Source organism: Streptomyces sp. NPDC006261 (genome assembly GCF_040613515.1).
GTDB lineage: Bacteria > Actinomycetota > Actinomycetes > Streptomycetales > Streptomycetaceae > Streptomyces.
Window position 1 is genome coordinate 15,131 of sequence record NZ_JBEXSI010000070.1, and the last position, 14,909, is coordinate 30,039.

The window sequence follows — 14,909 nt, forward strand, 5'->3', positions numbered from 1 at the left end:
CGCGTCCAGCCGGCGCGACCCCTCCTGTGACGCGCCCCACTCCCCATTGCTTTGCGCCCCCTTTACTATCTACAGGGCGGGTTTCCCTCCGCCCCGACGTCGAGCCCGACGACCGAACAGAGAAGGAGCTGCGGTACCGCAATGGGTGAGCCTCCCAGTACGAACCGTGTCATCCCTGCCCCGGCACACCAGGGGACGGAGGTGACACGGTGAGCGAAGTACTCCTGCTCCTTCTCGCCCTCGGTCTGACTCTGGCGTGCGCGGTGTTCGTCGCGGCCGAGTTCTCGCTGACCACCATCGAGCGCAGCGAGCTCGAACGAGCCGCGCAGGCCGGTGAACGCGGAGCCGAAAGCGCGCTCAAGGCCGCCAAGCGGCTCACGTTCCAGCTGTCCGGCGCCCAACTCGGCATCACCGTGACCTCCCTGGTCATCGGCATGCTGGCCGAGCCGTCCCTGGCCGTGCTCCTGCGCTCCCCGCTGGAGTCCACCGGGCTCCCGGCAGGCGCCGTCTCCACGGTCGCCACCCTGCTCGGGGTGGCGCTGTCCACCGTCGTCCTCATGGTCGTGGGGGAACTCGTCCCGAAGAACTGGGCCATCTCCAACCCGCTCGCCGTCGCCAAGGTCGTGTCCGGCCCGCAGCGCGCGTTCACGGCCTGCTTCGCCCCGCTGATCCGCCACCTCAACGACACGGCGAACCGTGCCGTGCGCCGGTTCGGCCTGCAGCCGGCCGAGGAGCTGGCCTCGGCCCGTACCCCGCAGGAGCTCATCGCCCTCGCCCAGCACTCGGCCCGCCAGGGCGCCATCGAGCAGGACTCGGCCGAACTCTTCGTCCGCACCCTGCACCTGGCGGAGCTGTCCGCCGAGAACGTGATGACGCCCCGCGTGGACGTGCGGGCCCTGGAGTCCCACGCCACCGCGGCCGACGCCGCCAACCTCACGCTGGCCACGGGCCTGTCCCGCTTCCCGGTCTACCGCGACAGCCTGGACCACGTCATCGGTACGGTCCACATCCGCGACGTGCTGGCCCTGGACGAGTCCGAGCGCGCCCGGACCGCGGTCACGGCCCTGGCCACCGAGCCCCTCCTCGTACCGGATTCACTGCCCGTGGACCGGCTGCTGGCGCAGATGCGCCGGCACAGGACCATGGCGGTCGTCATCGACGAGTACGGCGGTACGGCGGGGGTCGCCACCGTCGAGGACATCGTCGAGGAGGTCGTCGGAGAGGTCCGCGACGAGCACGACCCGCACGAGCGCCCCGACCTGGCACCGGCTGAGCCGCTCGGCGACGGCCGCCGGGTCTGGGAGGCCGACGGCAGCATCCGGCTGGACCAGCTCGACCGCATCGGCTTCCGCGCGCCGGAGGGCCCGTACGAGACGCTCGCCGGGCTGCTGGCCAACCAGCTCGCCCGCATCCCGGTCCGCACGGACCGGGTGGAGGCCGACGGCTGGCAGTTCGACGTGCTCGACATCGAGCACCACCGGGCCGACCGGGTGCGGATCACCGCGCCCGCCCCGGCCCTGACCCTCGTGGAGGAGGACGCCCGATGACCACCGTTCAGCTTCTCATCGGTGCGCTCACGCTCCTCACGAACGCGTTCTTCGTGGGTGCGGAATTCGCCCTGATCTCCGTGCGCCGCAGTCAGATCGAGCCGGAGGCCCTGCGCGGCAGCCGGCGGGCGAAGAGCACCCTGTGGGGCATCGAGCACCTGTCGGCCGCCATGGCCACGGCCCAGCTCGGCATCACGATTTCATCGCTGGTGCTGGGCGCCGTCGCCGAACCGGCCATCGCCCATCTGCTGGAGCCGCCGTTCGATGCGATCGGCGTCCCCGAGGCGCTGGTCCACCCGATCGCCTTCGTCATCGCACTGACCCTGGCGACCTATCTCCACATGCTCATCGGCGAGATGATCCCGAAGAACATCGCGCTCGCCGCACCCGTCGCGACGGCCCTGGCGCTGGGCCCGTCCCTGGTGGCCCTGACCCGGGCGCTGCGCCCGGTCATCTTCGGCATCAACGCGTTCGCCAACATGCTGCTGCGGCTGCTGAAGGTGGAGCCCAAGGACGAGATCGCGTCGGTCTTCACCGACGACGAGCTGGTCCGTCTGGTGAAGGACTCCAGCGATGCCGGCCTTCTCGCCCCGGCCGACGGCGAGCGGCTGCGGGACGCCCTGGAGCTGGGCACGCGGCCGGTCGGCGAGGTGCTGGTCCCGCTGAACCGGATCATCACCGTCGACCTCGGTATCACCCCGCAGCAGCTGGAGCGGGCCGCGGTCGCCTCGGGCTTCTCCCGGCTGCCGGTGACCGGGCCGGACGACGGGGTGCTGGGCTACCTGCACATCAAGGACGCGCTGGGGGTCGCGGAGCGCACCAAGCCGCTGCCCACGAGCGCGATCCACCCGGTCGTCCGGGTCGAGATCGACACCCCGCTCGACGACACCCTGACGGCGATGCGTGCCGCCGGTACGCACCTCGCCGCCGTCGCCGGTGACAAGGGGACGGTCATCGGCTTCGTGACGATGGAGGACGTCCTGGAGGAGCTGGTCGGCCCCGCCACGGTCTGACCGTACGAGAGCGAACGGGGGAGGCGGTCCGGCGTTCCGGGCCGCCTCCTCTTCGTCGTGCCCACTGTCCGGACGGGCCGCTTGTCGAACACGTAAGCTCGGCGGATGGCCAAGTACTTCGACGTGCACCCCGAGAATCCCCAGCCGCGCACCATCAGCACGGTGGTCGACAGCATCCGCTCCGGTGCGCTCGTCGCGTATCCGACCGATTCCTGTTACGCGCTGGGCTGTCAGCTGGGCAACCGCGACGGCATCGCCCGGATCCGGTCCGTCCGCAACCTCGACGACCGCCACCACTTCACGCTGGTGTGCCACGACTTCGCGCAGCTCGCGCAGTTCGTCCGCGTCGACAACGACGTGTTCCGCGCGGTCAAGGCGGCCACGCCCGGCAGCTACACCTTCATCCTCCCGGCGACCAGGGAGGTGCCCCGCCAGCTGCTGCACCCGAAGAAGAAGACGGTCGGCGTCCGTATCCCCGACCACGTCGTGACCCAGGCGTTGGTGGCCGAGCTGGGCGAGCCCCTGCTGTCCAGCACCCTGCTGCTGCCGGACGAGGAGGAGCCGCTGACGCAGGGCTGGGAGATCAAGGAGCGGCTCGACCACGAGGTGGACGCCGTCATCGACTCGGGCGACTGCGGCACCGAGCCGACCACGGTGATCGACTTCTCCGGCGACGAGCCGGAGATCGTGCGCCGGGGCGCCGGCGACGTCTCGCGCTTCGAGTAGACGGCTGTGGCGGGCGAGCGGCTGCGGTTCGACGGCTGGATCGCCGGTGTGGGGACCTCTTCGGGCACCCGTCTGGTGGTCGGTCACTGGCCCCGTTCGCCGTTCGGGGCGTTCAGCGACGTCATGGTCGAGCATCCCGACGGCGAGCGGGTCCTGCTGGCGCCGTCGCGGCCGGTCGCGGACTTCGTCGCCGCGACGTACCGCTTCGACCGGATCGAGGTGGCCCCGGTGTCCGTCACCGGCTCCGTCTCCCGCAGCGGGCACGTGTGGCTCGTCGAGGCGGGGCCGCTGCACCTGCGGCTGCGAGCGGGGCGCCGGTCCGCCCTCGGCCGACTGCTCTGCGCCGTACCGGCTCCGCTCGTCCGCAGCCCGCTCTGGGCAGCGCTGTGCGACCTACCGGCCCGGCTGCTGATGCCCGGTGTACGCACCCTGGGCCGGGCGGGTCCGGAGCGGCGGGAGTGGTACGGGGCACGGGACCTGCGGCCGGTTCTGGCAGCCGACGCCGTCCTGGACGGCGTCGGCCTGGGCTCGCTCGCCCCGCTCGATCCGCCCGTCGCCTTCGGGTTCGGCTCCGCCCCTCGCTCCCCCGCCCTGGTGCGCGTCACCACAACGGTGGAGATCCGGGCCGCCCGGCGGTGAGGCCCTCTGCCGGGCCCCGGCAGGGCACGGCCCTTTCCGGCGGTCCGCGGCCCGCTCGCGCGGAGGACGGGCAGCGGATGCGAGGGGGCAGGGCACGTCGCAGGGTGGACCCATGGCAAATCCCCCGATCGTCATCCACCGGCCGACCCCCTCGGGCGGCCGCCGGGTGACCGTGCACTACGAAGGCCGGGACGAGATACTCGGGCTGGCCCACAGCGACCACGACGTGATCGTGTTCCTGAACGGGGCCGGCCTCGAAGAAGCGGACCGGATCCTCGACAACCCGGTCTGGGTGGAATGGCGGGGCGGGCGGGCCCACCGTTACGAAGCGGCCTGACCTCGACCCGTACGCCCGGGGCGGCTGCCGCGCCCGCGTCACGCCGGGGTGGACGCGGAGCCGGCGAACAGTTCGCGGACCTGCTCGGCGTCGGTCTCCCGCAGCTCGTCGTCCAGCAGGATCCAGCGCGTAATTCCGACGGACTCCAGGAACGGCAGGTCGTGGCCGGCGATGACGAGAGCGCCCTCGTAGGACTCCAGGGCGCTCGCCAGCTGCCGGACACCGGCCAGGTCGAGGTTGTTCGTCGGCTCGTCCAGCAGGAGCAGTTGCGGAGCGGGGGCGGCGAGCATCGTCGCCGCGAGCGCGGCCCGGAAGCGTTCACCGCCCGAGAGGGTGCCCGCCTGCTGCTCCGCGCGGACGCCCTTGAAGAGGAACCGGGCGAGCTGGGAGCGGATCTGGTTGTCGGTGCTGCCGGGCGCTGTGCGGGCGACGTTCGCGGCGACGCTCAAGGTGTCGTCGAGGACGTCCAGCCGCTGCGGGAGGAACTTCAGCGGCACCGACACCGTGGCCTCGCCGGAACTCGGTGCGAGCTCCCCCGTGAGCGTACGCAGCAGAGTCGTCTTGCCCGCCCCGTTGCGGCCCACCAGGGCGATGCGTTCGGGTCCCTTCACCTGGAGGCTGCCCCCGCGCAGCCGCCCGTAGGGCAGGCACAGGTCCCGTACGGTCAGGACGGTACGCCCGGCCGGTACGGCGGTGTGAGGCAGGCTCACCTTGATCTCGGCGTCGCGGCGGACGGCTTCTGCCGCCTCCTCCCGGCGCTCGCGGGCCTCGTCGAGCCGGTCCTCGTGGAGCCCGCGCAGCCGGTCCCCGGACTCCTGGGCCGAGCGCTTGCGTTCCCCGGCGACGATGCGCGGGGCCTTTCGCTGACCGTCCAGCTTCTTGTCGTGGCGCTGGCGGCGGGCCACCCTGGTCCGGGTCTCCTCCAGCTCGCGCCGCTGGCGCCGCACGTCGGCCTCGGCGGAGCGCAGCATCCGGCCGGCGGCCTCCTGCTGGGTGGCGAGGGCCTCCTGGTAGGCGGACCAGCCGCCCCCGTACCAGCTCACCACTCCCGATCGCAGCTCGGCGATGCGGTCGACCCGCTCCAGCAGGTCCCGGTCGTGGCTGACGACGATCAGGATGCCGGTGCGCCAGGAGTCGACGGCGTCGTGGAGCCTGCGGCGGGCGAACAGGTCGAGGTTGTTGGTGGGCTCGTCGAGGAGGAGGACGTCGGGGCGTTCCAGCAGCAGTGCGGCCAGGCGCAGCAGGACGGTCTCCCCGCCGGACAGCTGCCCGACGGTGCGGTCCAGTCCGACGGCGCCGAGTCCGAGGGAGCCGAGGGTGGCCAGGGCGCGTTCCTCGACGTCCCAGTCGTCGCCGACCGTCTCGAAGTGTTCCTCCCGTACGTCGCCGGACTCGATGGCGCGCAGGGCGGCCCGCCGCTGGGCGATACCGAGCGCCCCGTCGACCCGCAGCTCCGTGTCCAGGGTGATGTTCTGCGGGAGGTAGGCGAGGTTGCCGCCCACGGTGACGGATCCCTCCGAGGGGCGCAGGTGTCCGGCGAGCAGGCGCAGCAGGGTCGACTTGCCGGTGCCGTTGGTGCCGACCAGTCCGGTGCGGCCCCGGGGGACGGTGAGGGAGAGCCCGTCGAAGAGGCTGGTGCCGTCGGGCCAGCGGAAGGTGAGGTGGGAGACGGCCACGGAGGCGCTGGGCGCGGTGGGATGGCTCATGGCGGGTAGCTCGCAGTCGGAAGCGTGGGGAACGGGGGGCTTCGTATGCGAACAGCACGCGGCGACCCGGCTCGGTGGCCGGAGAGTGGTGGGATGAGAAGTCCTGTGCAGGTGAGGGACGGCTCAGCACCGAGGTCGCATCCACGCGGAAGTCACGGGCGGCAGACATGCCGACAAGCGTCGTGACCGGTGTACGGGCCAGGCCGTACCGCGTGATGATCGCGGACCTCAGATGCGCAACGTCCACCTCTATCGGAGACAACAGGACGTGATCAGCGTACTGGAGGCCCGTGGGAGGCGTCGAGGGATTATCTAGGCGGTGCCCTGCGGGGCCTCGGTGTTCAGCGGGGCGTCCAGGTGGCCGCTGCGTGGTCCGGGCGCCGGCGGGGCTTCCGGGAGGAAGGGGGCATGGCGGATGAGGAGGGTGGCGATGAGGGCCGCGATTCCGGCGAGGGCGAACCCGTAGGGCGGGGTGGCTCCGGTGGGGTGGGTCTCGTAGACGAGCGCCGCCGACAGCACGACGAGAACCGCGGGGACCCGGCCGTGCTGCTGGGTGGCGGCCACGACCACCAGCCCCCACAGGAGGTACCAGGGTTGCACCATGGGTGAGAGCGCGACCAGCGCCAGCAGCCCCAGGCCCAGGGCGTGGACCGGTGGCAGGTGGCCGTTCATCGACCTCCGGGCCAGGAGGACGATCAGGGCGACCGCCGCCGCCAGGCCGAGGGTCTGTACGGCGGACTTGACCGGTTCGGGGTCGGTACCCAGGAGCAGGCGGCCCAGCTCGCCCAGGCCGAGGCCGAGGTCGCTGACGACGGAGAGCGCCGTGTGGATGTTGCCGGCGACGCCCTGGGTCCTGAGCCAGCCGAAGCCGGTGCCGCTGACCAGGGTCGCCGATCCGGCGACGGCACACGCGACGAGGCCGGGCGCGAGGAGCCCCTTGGCCCACCGCCGTAGCTGCGGCCCGGTCGCCGAGGCGTGCACGGTGACGCCGATGAACAGCAGCGATACGGCCGCCGGGGACTTGACCATCATCGCGAGCCCGACAAGGGCGCTGCCGGCCACCCATCGGCCGCGCAGCGCGAACGCGAGCCCGGCCAGCATGAGGCCGATCATCAGGCCGTCGTTGTGCATGCCCGCGACGACGTGCATCAGCAGGAGCGGGTTGAGCGCCCCCAGCCACAGGGCGCGGCTCTCGCTGGTGCCGTGTTCCCGGGCCAGCCGGCGCAGGGCCCAGACGATGAGGACGAGTGAGGCGAGCGCGATGAGCCGCATCGCCAGGACGGCGGGAACGATGGTGCCGCCGGTCGTCTTCGCCACGGCGGCGGACAACAGGAGGAAGAGCGGGCCGTACGGGGCCGGGGTGTCGCGCCAGTGGTTGCCGACGCTCGCCGCCGCGTCGCCGCCGATTCCGGCGGGGTCCAGGCTGGAGGGGCCGACGGTGTAGACGTCGTGGCCCTCGATGACCATCGCCCCCTGGGCGATGTAGCTGTAGACGTCGGCGCTGTAGAGCGGGGGCGTGAGCAGGAACGGCGCGGTCCACCAGGCGAGTGTGGTGAGCGTCTCGCCTACGGAGGAGGCGGTTCTGCCGTACTGCCACCAGGCGACGACGAGCACGGTGAGTCCGGCGTAGGCGAGGACGGCGGCGGCCGTCCGCACGGTGGAGCCGTGGTCGACCCACAGGCCCCAGGGGTCGTGGGCCGGCAGCTTTCCGGAGATCCAGCCGCCCACGGCGGTCACCAGGGCGGCTGCCGCACCCAGCCGACGGTATCCGACAGCACTCGAAACCCACATGACCGGAGAACCTATCGGACGCCGGGTGCCTCCCCCTCCCCTCCCCCGGTCCGCCGGTGCGCGGGCGCCGGCGGACACCCGGAGCGTGCCGGGTGCCCGCGGTGTGCAGCCGGTGAGCGACTGCTTCAGGGCAGCGAGGCCGTCGGCGTACATGCCCTGGACGAGGGCCGGCGGCCTCGTCGTCTCCGGTCCCGTAGCTCGCAGTCCCCGTTGAGCCGGCAGATCGCGCAGCTGGAGAAGGGCCTCGGTCTCACCCTGTCCGAACGGGACCGGCAGCGCAGCGCCGAGCATTCGAGGGGCTGAGGCAGCCGAGCCTGGACGTCGCGCTGGTGCAGGAGCCCCGGCCGAGGACGATCCGGATCTGCGCTCGGCGCTCCTGTTGGAGGACCTGCTGGTGCTGCCCGAGGGCTCTCCGCCGGCGGAGGCTGTGGGCCGCCTGACACCCACGGATCCGCGGCCGATCGTCGGCGCGTTCCGGGCGACGGTGCTCGACGCGGCGTCCGTGTGACCCCCCTCCGGCCGCTCCTAGCGCACGTCGCCCCGCCAGTCCCACTGGTGGCCGTCGAGTGAGCGGGGCCCGTACTCGGCGCGGCCGCCCGGTCCGTAGGCGCCTATCTCCGTGACCAGACCGGCCCCCTCGCGCAGGGCCGTCTCGCTCCAGCCGGTGACGTCCAGGAGCAGCCCGTCGAGCGGGCCGCCGACCAGCTCCCGGTAGTCGTGGCCCGGCTTCGGGCCGGGGTGCGGATCGTCGTGGTCGGTGCCGTACACCCGTCGCTGCCTCATCAGCTCGTCCATGCAAGGCAGCATCCCACCGGCCACTGACAACGGCCCGGCGTGCGGGGCCATCCGGCCACCTGCGGGCCCGCGGCGCCGAGCAGTCCCGGGCGGGAGGGGTGTGTTCCCGCTCATCGGTGCAGTCGCCGCCGGGGGGCGGGCGCCATATGATTCAGGGACTCACGCACCGCGGAGCAGCCCATGAACCGGCGTCGGACTCCCCGCTCGGTAAGCGCCGAGGACCTGCTGACTACGTTGCAGAGCCTCACTGCCCGCGCTCGGCGGGAGGTGGAACTCCACCAGGCCAGAGTAGAACTCGCGCAGGCCCTACAGCGCGACATGCTTCCGGCGACCCTTCCCGAACTGGCCGGGCTCCGGTCCGCGGCGCGGTACGCGCCCGCCCGTGACGGCCTGGACATCGGCGGTGACTGGTACGACGGCTTCCCGCTGACGGACGGCGCTCTGGGGTTCGCGATCGGTGACGTGCAGGGGCACGACGTGGAGGCGGCCGCCTTCATGGGGCAGGTCCGCATCGCGATGCGGGCGATCGCGGGGACGGTCTCCGACCCGAGTGAGGTGATGGCCCGGACCAATGATCTTCTGCTGTCCGTGGACTCGGGTCTCTTCGCGACCTGTACGTTCCTGCGGCTGGACCCGCACACCTGGGAGCTGCACAGTGCTCGGGCCGGGCATGTGGCCAGCGTGTGGGCGACCGTGGACGGGCGCTCGGGCGTCACGGAGGACCCGGGAGGCCTGCCGCTGGGCATCCAGACGGGCGAGAGGTATCCCGTCACCCGGCGGACCCTGGACGCGGACGGCGCAATCGTGCTGCTCACCGACGGGGTCGTCGAGGGCCCGTCGCTGCTGATCGAGAACGGCCTCGAGCGGGTGCGGCGGCTGGTCGCCGCCCATGCCGGGGAGAGCGCGGACGCGCTGGCCGACGGTGTCCTCGGGGCGGCGGAGCTGACGGGCCACGAGGACGACGCGGCCGTACTCGTCCTGCGGCACGCGTCGGCCCGGGCGCGGTGACGCCGGGGGCGTAAGGCGCGTGTCACCGCCTGCCGCCTCCGCGCGGTCGGTGTCTGATGAGTGCTGTGATCCGCAGCGAGGAAGCCAGACGTCGGGCCGTGTACCTGGCGCAGATCCTGGGCGTGGCCGGCGCTTACTACCTCTCGGGGCGGCTCGGGCTGACGCGCCAGGTGGTGGTCGACGGCGCCGTGGTGACCCCGCTCTGGCCGCCCACCGGTATCTCGCTCGCCGCCCTGCTGTACCTCGGTGCCCGGATCTGGCCGGGCATCGCCCTGGGTGCGCTCTTCACCGTCTCCGCCATCGGTGACGCGTTCACCGTCTCCCGTATGGGCATCGTCCTCGGCAACACCCTCGCGCCGCTGGCCGCCTATGCGCTGCTGCGCAGAGTGGGGTTCCGCAGCGATCTGGCCCGGCTGCGGGACGGGGTCTGCCTGGTCTTCCTCGGCGCGTTCGCCGGGATGCTGATCAGCGCCACCGCAGGCAGCGCGACGCTGATGCTCGACGACAAGGTCCCGCCGGGGCGCTTCTGGCTGGTCTGGTCGTCATGGTGGGCCGGGGACGCCATGGGGGTCCTCGTGGTCACCCCCGTACTGCTGGTGCTGAGCCGGGCGCGATGGCCGCGGCTGTCCGACCGGTGGCCGGAGGCGTGCCTTCTCTCGGTCGTCGTGGTCGTGGCCGGGTTCTTCTCCACCCGGAGCTCGCTCTCCATGATCTACCTGGTGTTCCCGGTGATCATCTGGGCGGCGCTCCGGTTCCAGCTGCCCGGCAGCGCGCCCTGTGCCCTGTTGGTGTCGGTGCTGGCGATCACCGCCGGTACGGACGGGCTGGGGCCGTTCTCGGGCCATACGCTCATGGAGATCATGGCCAATCTCACCGTACTGAACGGATGTGTGGCGCTCACGGCCCTGCTGCTCGGGGCGATCGTGGCCGAGCACCAGAACATCCGTCGTGAGACGGAGCACGCGGTGGTGGAGCTGGAAGCGCTGGTGGAGCAGCTCGCCCCGCTGCCGGGACCGCCCTCGGCGCGGTACGACGACGATCCGCCGCGCCAGGGTCGGTGACCGGCCGCCGTACGCGCTCAGTAGGGCAGCGGCCGGCCGGAAGGGGTCCGCAGGTCGAGCGGGGGCGGCCCGGACGGGGGCGGGGGTCGACGGACAACGATGCGGATGCGGCCCATGGCCACCACCTCCTCCAGGTGACCGGTATCTGCCCAGTCGGCGCGGCTTCACACCTCCCTGTCCACCGTGCGGACTCCGCGGCGCCCGGATGCGGGCCGGGCCGGGTGCGGTGACCCTTGATGGGTGGGGGCGCAGAGGCGAGGAGGACCAGGCATGTCCGCACTGGACAAGATCAAGAAGATGCTCAAGGGCCACGAGGACCAGGCAGGCAAGGGCGTCGACAAGGCGGGAGACATGGCCGACGACCGGACCAAGGGCAAGTACAGCGGCCACGTCGACACCGCCCAGGACAGGCTCAGGCAGCAGTTCGGTACGGAGCGCGGCCAGGACGGACCGCCGCGCTCCTGACCGCGGCCGCCGGTGACCGGCCGGCCCCTGTCCGTTCGTAACCCGTCGCGACGGGTCGCGACTCGGTCCGTGCCACAGGAGGTGTCCTGTGGCACGGACCCGTTGCGCGCTCCGGAAGAAATCCGGGGCGCTCATCGGATTCTTGTTATCGTCCGGCCCGCGTCGCATCTCCCGAGTGTGGGAAGTGACAGCACCGGACCCCGGAAGAGTGAGCACAGCATGGGCAAGGATCACGGGACGGCCTTGATCGCGGCGGCGCGGAACGGCGACCAGGAGGCCAAGGACCGGCTCGTCGCGTCGTATCTGCCGTTGCTGTACAACGTCGTCGGCCGGGCGTTGAACGGGCACGCGGACGTGGACGACGTGGTGCAGGAGACGGTGCTGCGCATGCTGCGCAGCCTGCCCGAACTCCGTGACCCGAAGAGATTCCGTTCCTGGCTGGTGGCGATAGCCATGAACGAGATACGCAGGCACTGGCGCGAGGGCCGGTCGGGGGCCGTGTCCGCCGACCGGCTGGACGACGCGTTCGACCTGGTCGATCCGCGCGCGGACTTCGTCGAGCTGACCATTCTGCGGCTCGGGCTGACCGGGCAGCGGCGCCAGGTGGCGGAGGCGACGCGGTGGCTGGACGAGGACGACCGCGCGCTGCTGTCGCTGTGGTGGCTGGAGACGGCGGGCCAGCTGTCACGGACCGAGGTCGCGGCCGCCCTGGAGCTCTCCGCCCAGCACACGGCCGTACGCGTCCAGCGGATGAAGGCGCAGCTGGAGGCGGCCAGGGTCGTGGTGGGCGCACTGGCGGCCGACCCGCCGTGCGTACTGCTGGAGGACATCCTCGCCGGCTGGGACGGGATTCCGTCCGCCCTGTGGCGCAAGCGGCTGGCCCGCCACGCCCGTGAGTGCACCGTCTGCTCGGGCCACGGCTCGGGGCTCGTACCGGCGGAGGGACTGCTGGTGGGCCTGGCGCTGGTCCCGGTGGCCGCGGCCGCCGCAGGGGCGATGGCCCCGGACCTGCTGCCGACGGCCGCGCACCTCGCCACGGACTCCACGGCCGGGGCCGGACGGGCCGAGCGCAGGCGCGGTCAGGTACGGCGGCGGCGCCGCAACTCGGCCATCGCCGCCGTGGTCGCCGTCGCGGCGCTGGGTAGCGGCGGCGCGGCCGTGCACCTCTACACCGACGGCGAGGAGCGGGACGCGAGAACTTTGAGCGCCGGGGTTCCCACCGATGGCGCGGTCCTCCCCACGACGGCCGCCCCCTCCCCCTCGCCGACGACACCGTCGCCGTCGGCTTCCGCCTCGGCCGCCTCGCCCTCGGCCAGTGCCTCGCCGTCGGCGAGCCCTTCGCGCAAGCCGAAGCCCAGGCCCTCGCCGACGAAGAGCACCCGGCCCCCCGCCCCCAGCACGGCCGCCCCGGCACCCGAGCCCCCACCGCCGCCCGCGCCCGCTCCTGAGGCGTCGGAGGGCGGCCAGGTCCTCCAGATCGTCAACGCCGAGCGGGCGAAGGAGGGCTGCGGTCCGGTGACCTCCAACGACCTGCTGGCGACCGCGGCGCAGCGGCACTCCGCCGACATGGCGTCCCGGGGCTACTTCTCGCACACGTCCCCGGACGGCACCGACCCGGGCGACCGGATCACCGCGGCCGGATACCGGTGGAGCACCTACGGCGAGAACATCGCCAAGGGGCAGCGGACGCCGGCCGATGTGATGCAGGCGTGGATGGACAGTCCGGGGCACCGCGCGAACATCCTGAACTGCTCCTTCAAGGAGATGGGCATAGGGAAGGTGGACTCCGGCGGCGGGCCTGTGTGGACGCAGAAGTTCGGCGCGCGCTGACCACCGCGCGGTGACCTTTCACCTGGCGGACATGAGGGCCGGGCACCGCCTCCACCTCGGTGTCCCAGACTGGTAGCAGCGCCCGGCCGATGGTGCCCCCCCGGCGGATCCGCTTCGCCCTGTCGGCCCTCGCGCGATCCGCGCTGGATCTTTCGGCGGCCGAACTCCCGCCGGTCGCCGGGCGCACGGCCGATTTCGAGGAGGTCGCCGGTGCTCTGAGCGTCTCGTGGACACGACGACGGCCTGTGCGGTCCACCTCCACGACCGCAGCGCCGCTCCGCCCGCGTCGCACGCCGAACGGATCGCGGCGCATCCGGCCGCTCTCGATGCGGCGCACCGCGCGTCCGCGCGTTCCGGTGCTCGCCTGATGGCTCCTGCCGACCGCTTGCGCGGGCGTGATCCGGTGCGGCCGCGGCCGGGCCGCACCGGATCCCGGCCGGCTCAGCGCAGCAGCAGCGTCAGTGACGTACCGATGCCGGTGACCGCGCCCACCGCCACGACCGAGAGCGCGACGCAGCGGGCCCGGAGCCGCTCGTACCGCGCGGTGTACTCCCCGCGCAGTTCGACCGCCCGGTCACGGACGCGGGTGAGTGACTCGCGGGAGACGGCGACCCGGTCGGCGAGGTAGACCCGTTCCACGTCCTGGCGCTGGGCGGTGGTGAGCCAGGGCAGTTCGCCGGTGAAACGGCGCGCCTGCGCTCGCGCCCTCTCGACCTCGGCGTTCCACAGCAGGTAGCCCTCCAGCTGGGCCAGGCCGCGGGCGCTGTCCTTGTCGGGGTTCACACGTCCTCCTCTCGTCGGGCTCTGTGGGGCGGGGCGGGCCACGGTCACTCCTGCTTGTCCCCCGGTGCCACGGTGGCGGAGGCGTCGGGCCGGTTGGCGGTCTCGTCGATCGCCCGCAGCGACGGGTGCTGGAGGTCGAACGCCGGGGACTCGGAGCGGATCCGCGGCAGGGTGACGAAGTTGTGCCGCGGCGGCGGGCACGAGGTCGCCCATTCCAGCGAACGGCCGTAACCCCACGGGTCGTCCTCCAGGACCTTCTTCCCGTACTTGGCGGTCTTCCAGACGTTGTAGAAAAACGGCAGGAGGGAGAGGCCGAGTACGAAGGAAGCGATGGTGGAGACCGTGTTCAGCGCGGTGAAGCCGTCCGCCGCGAGATAGTCCGCGTAGCGGCGGGGCATACCCTCGGCACCGAGCCAGTGCTGCACCAGGAACGTGCCGTGGAAGCCGACGAACAGCGTCCAGAAAGTTGTCTTGCCGAGGCGCTCGTCCAGCATTTTCCCGGTGAACTTCGGCCACCAGAAGTGGAATCCGGCGAACATCGCGAAGACCACGGTGCCGAAGACCACGTAGTGGAAGTGCGCGACGACGAAGTACGAGTCGGAGACGTGGAAGTCCAGCGGGGGCGAGGCGAGGATGATGCCGGTCAGACCGCCGAAGAGGAAGGTGACCAGGAATCCGATCGACCAGAGCATCGGTGTTTCGAGGGAGATCGACCCCTTCCACATGGTGCCGATCCAGTTGAAGAACTTCACCCCGGTCGGAACCGCGATGAGGAAGGTCATGAAGGAGAAGAACGGCAGCAGAACCGCACCGGTGACGAACATGTGGTGCGCCCAGACGGTCGCGGAGAGGCCCGCGATGGCGATGGTGGCGGCGACCAGGCCGATGTAGCCGAAGACCGGTTTACGGCTGAAGACCGGGAGGATCTCGGTGACGATCCCGAAGAACGGCAGGGCGATGATGTAGACCTCGGGGTGTCCGAAGAACCAGAAGAGGTGCTGCCACAGCAGCGCGCCGCCGTTGGCGGGGTCGAAGACGTGGGCGCCGAACTTGCGGTCCGCCTCCAGGGCCAGCAGAGCGGCGGCCAGGACCGGGAACGCGAGCAGGACGAGCACACCGGTCAGCAGGACGTTCCAGGTGAAGATCGGCATGCGGAACATCGTCATGCCGGGAGCGCGCATGCAGATGATCGTGGTGATGAAGTTGAC

At 71.9% G+C, this 14,909-nt stretch carries 14 protein-coding genes; 9 read left to right on the plus strand and 5 right to left on the minus strand.

What is annotated here, in order from left to right:
* The first annotated feature begins 209 nt into the window (after nt 1-209).
* From ABZ154_RS30735 to ABZ154_RS30755, 5 genes are all read left to right on the plus strand, one after another.
* On the plus strand, nt 210-1,547 hold the full coding sequence (locus ABZ154_RS30735) for a hemolysin family protein (protein WP_356837648.1): 1,338 nt from the start codon (nt 210-212) through the stop codon (nt 1,545-1,547).
* Nucleotides 1,544-2,560, plus strand: coding sequence for a hemolysin family protein (locus ABZ154_RS30740; protein ID WP_356837649.1), 1,017 nt, complete (start codon nt 1,544-1,546; stop codon nt 2,558-2,560). The genes ABZ154_RS30735 and ABZ154_RS30740 overlap by 4 nt, the downstream gene beginning before the upstream one ends.
* A gap of 105 nt (nt 2,561-2,665) precedes the next feature.
* The gene (locus tag ABZ154_RS30745) at nt 2,666-3,286 is read left to right on the plus strand and encodes an L-threonylcarbamoyladenylate synthase (RefSeq protein WP_356837650.1); all 621 of its coding nucleotides are present in this window, start codon (nt 2,666-2,668) and stop codon (nt 3,284-3,286) included.
* A gap of 6 nt (nt 3,287-3,292) precedes the next feature.
* A complete protein-coding gene (locus tag ABZ154_RS30750; protein ID WP_356837651.1) occupies nt 3,293-3,925 on the plus strand; it encodes a hypothetical protein in 633 nt (210 codons plus the stop codon).
* Nucleotides 3,926-4,037: 112 nt separating this feature from the next.
* Nucleotides 4,038-4,262: a hypothetical protein gene (locus ABZ154_RS30755; protein ID WP_356837652.1), complete on the plus strand. Its 225-nt coding sequence runs from the start codon at nt 4,038-4,040 to the stop codon at nt 4,260-4,262.
* A 38-nt stretch (nt 4,263-4,300) separates the two neighbouring features.
* On the opposite strand, the gene ABZ154_RS30760 is transcribed toward ABZ154_RS30755, so the two are convergent.
* The 3 genes from ABZ154_RS30760 to ABZ154_RS30770 all read right to left on the minus strand — a co-directional run bounded on the left by ABZ154_RS30760 (nt 4,301) and on the right by ABZ154_RS30770 (nt 8,554).
* Nucleotides 4,301-5,968 carry an ATP-binding cassette domain-containing protein gene (locus ABZ154_RS30760; RefSeq protein WP_356837653.1) on the minus strand — a complete coding sequence of 556 codons (1,668 nt, stop codon included), beginning with the start codon at nt 5,966-5,968 and terminating at the stop codon, nt 4,301-4,303.
* 312 nt (nt 5,969-6,280) lie between these two features.
* The gene (gene mptB / locus ABZ154_RS30765; protein ID WP_356837654.1) at nt 6,281-7,759 is read right to left on the minus strand and encodes a polyprenol phosphomannose-dependent alpha 1,6 mannosyltransferase MptB; all 1,479 of its coding nucleotides are present in this window, start codon (nt 7,757-7,759) and stop codon (nt 6,281-6,283) included.
* A gap of 525 nt (nt 7,760-8,284) precedes the next feature.
* Entirely contained in the window at nt 8,285-8,554 is a 270-nt protein-coding gene (locus ABZ154_RS30770; RefSeq protein ID WP_356837655.1) for a hypothetical protein, read from the minus strand.
* 180 nt (nt 8,555-8,734) lie between these two features.
* On the opposite strand from ABZ154_RS30770, the gene ABZ154_RS30775 reads away from it, so the two are divergent.
* From ABZ154_RS30775 to ABZ154_RS30790, 4 genes are all read left to right on the plus strand, one after another.
* A complete protein-coding gene (locus ABZ154_RS30775; protein WP_356837656.1) occupies nt 8,735-9,562 on the plus strand; it encodes a PP2C family protein-serine/threonine phosphatase in 828 nt (275 codons plus the stop codon).
* Between the two features lie 65 nt (nt 9,563-9,627).
* A complete protein-coding gene (locus ABZ154_RS30780) occupies nt 9,628-10,623 on the plus strand; it encodes an MASE1 domain-containing protein (RefSeq protein WP_356837661.1) in 996 nt (331 codons plus the stop codon).
* Nucleotides 10,624-10,893: 270 nt separating this feature from the next.
* The gene (locus tag ABZ154_RS30785) at nt 10,894-11,088 is read left to right on the plus strand and encodes an antitoxin (protein WP_356837657.1); all 195 of its coding nucleotides are present in this window, start codon (nt 10,894-10,896) and stop codon (nt 11,086-11,088) included.
* Nucleotides 11,089-11,307: 219 nt separating this feature from the next.
* Nucleotides 11,308-12,918, plus strand: coding sequence for a sigma-70 family RNA polymerase sigma factor (locus ABZ154_RS30790; RefSeq protein ID WP_356837658.1), 1,611 nt, complete (start codon nt 11,308-11,310; stop codon nt 12,916-12,918).
* Between the two features lie 441 nt (nt 12,919-13,359).
* On the opposite strand, the gene ABZ154_RS30795 is transcribed toward ABZ154_RS30790, so the two are convergent.
* Nucleotides 13,360-13,701 (minus strand): hypothetical protein, encoded by a 342-nt coding sequence (locus ABZ154_RS30795; protein WP_356837659.1) that lies wholly within the window; start codon nt 13,699-13,701, stop codon nt 13,360-13,362.
* Between the two features lie 44 nt (nt 13,702-13,745).
* The coding region (locus tag ABZ154_RS30800) for a cbb3-type cytochrome c oxidase subunit I (protein ID WP_356837660.1) at nt 13,746-14,909 on the minus strand (1,164 nt) is incomplete at its 5' end.

Excerpts from the sequence above, each read along its gene's own strand:
- ABZ154_RS30740 (WP_356837649.1), top strand. The coding sequence starts at position 1,544 with ATGACCACCGTTCAGCTTCTCATCGGTGCGCTCACGCTCCTCACGAAC.
- ABZ154_RS30745 (WP_356837650.1), top strand. The coding sequence starts at position 2,666 with ATGGCCAAGTACTTCGACGTGCACCCCGAGAATCCCCAGCCGCGCACC.
- ABZ154_RS30755 (WP_356837652.1), top strand. The coding sequence starts at position 4,038 with ATGGCAAATCCCCCGATCGTCATCCACCGGCCGACCCCCTCGGGCGGC.
- ABZ154_RS30760 (WP_356837653.1), bottom strand. The coding sequence starts at position 5,968 with ATGAGCCATCCCACCGCGCCCAGCGCCTCCGTGGCCGTCTCCCACCTC.
- mptB (WP_356837654.1), bottom strand. The coding sequence starts at position 7,759 with ATGTGGGTTTCGAGTGCTGTCGGATACCGTCGGCTGGGTGCGGCAGCC.
- ABZ154_RS30770 (WP_356837655.1), bottom strand. The coding sequence starts at position 8,554 with ATGGACGAGCTGATGAGGCAGCGACGGGTGTACGGCACCGACCACGAC.
- ABZ154_RS30775 (WP_356837656.1), top strand. The coding sequence starts at position 8,735 with ATGAACCGGCGTCGGACTCCCCGCTCGGTAAGCGCCGAGGACCTGCTG.
- ABZ154_RS30785 (WP_356837657.1), top strand. The coding sequence starts at position 10,894 with ATGTCCGCACTGGACAAGATCAAGAAGATGCTCAAGGGCCACGAGGAC.
- ABZ154_RS30790 (WP_356837658.1), top strand. The coding sequence starts at position 11,308 with ATGGGCAAGGATCACGGGACGGCCTTGATCGCGGCGGCGCGGAACGGC.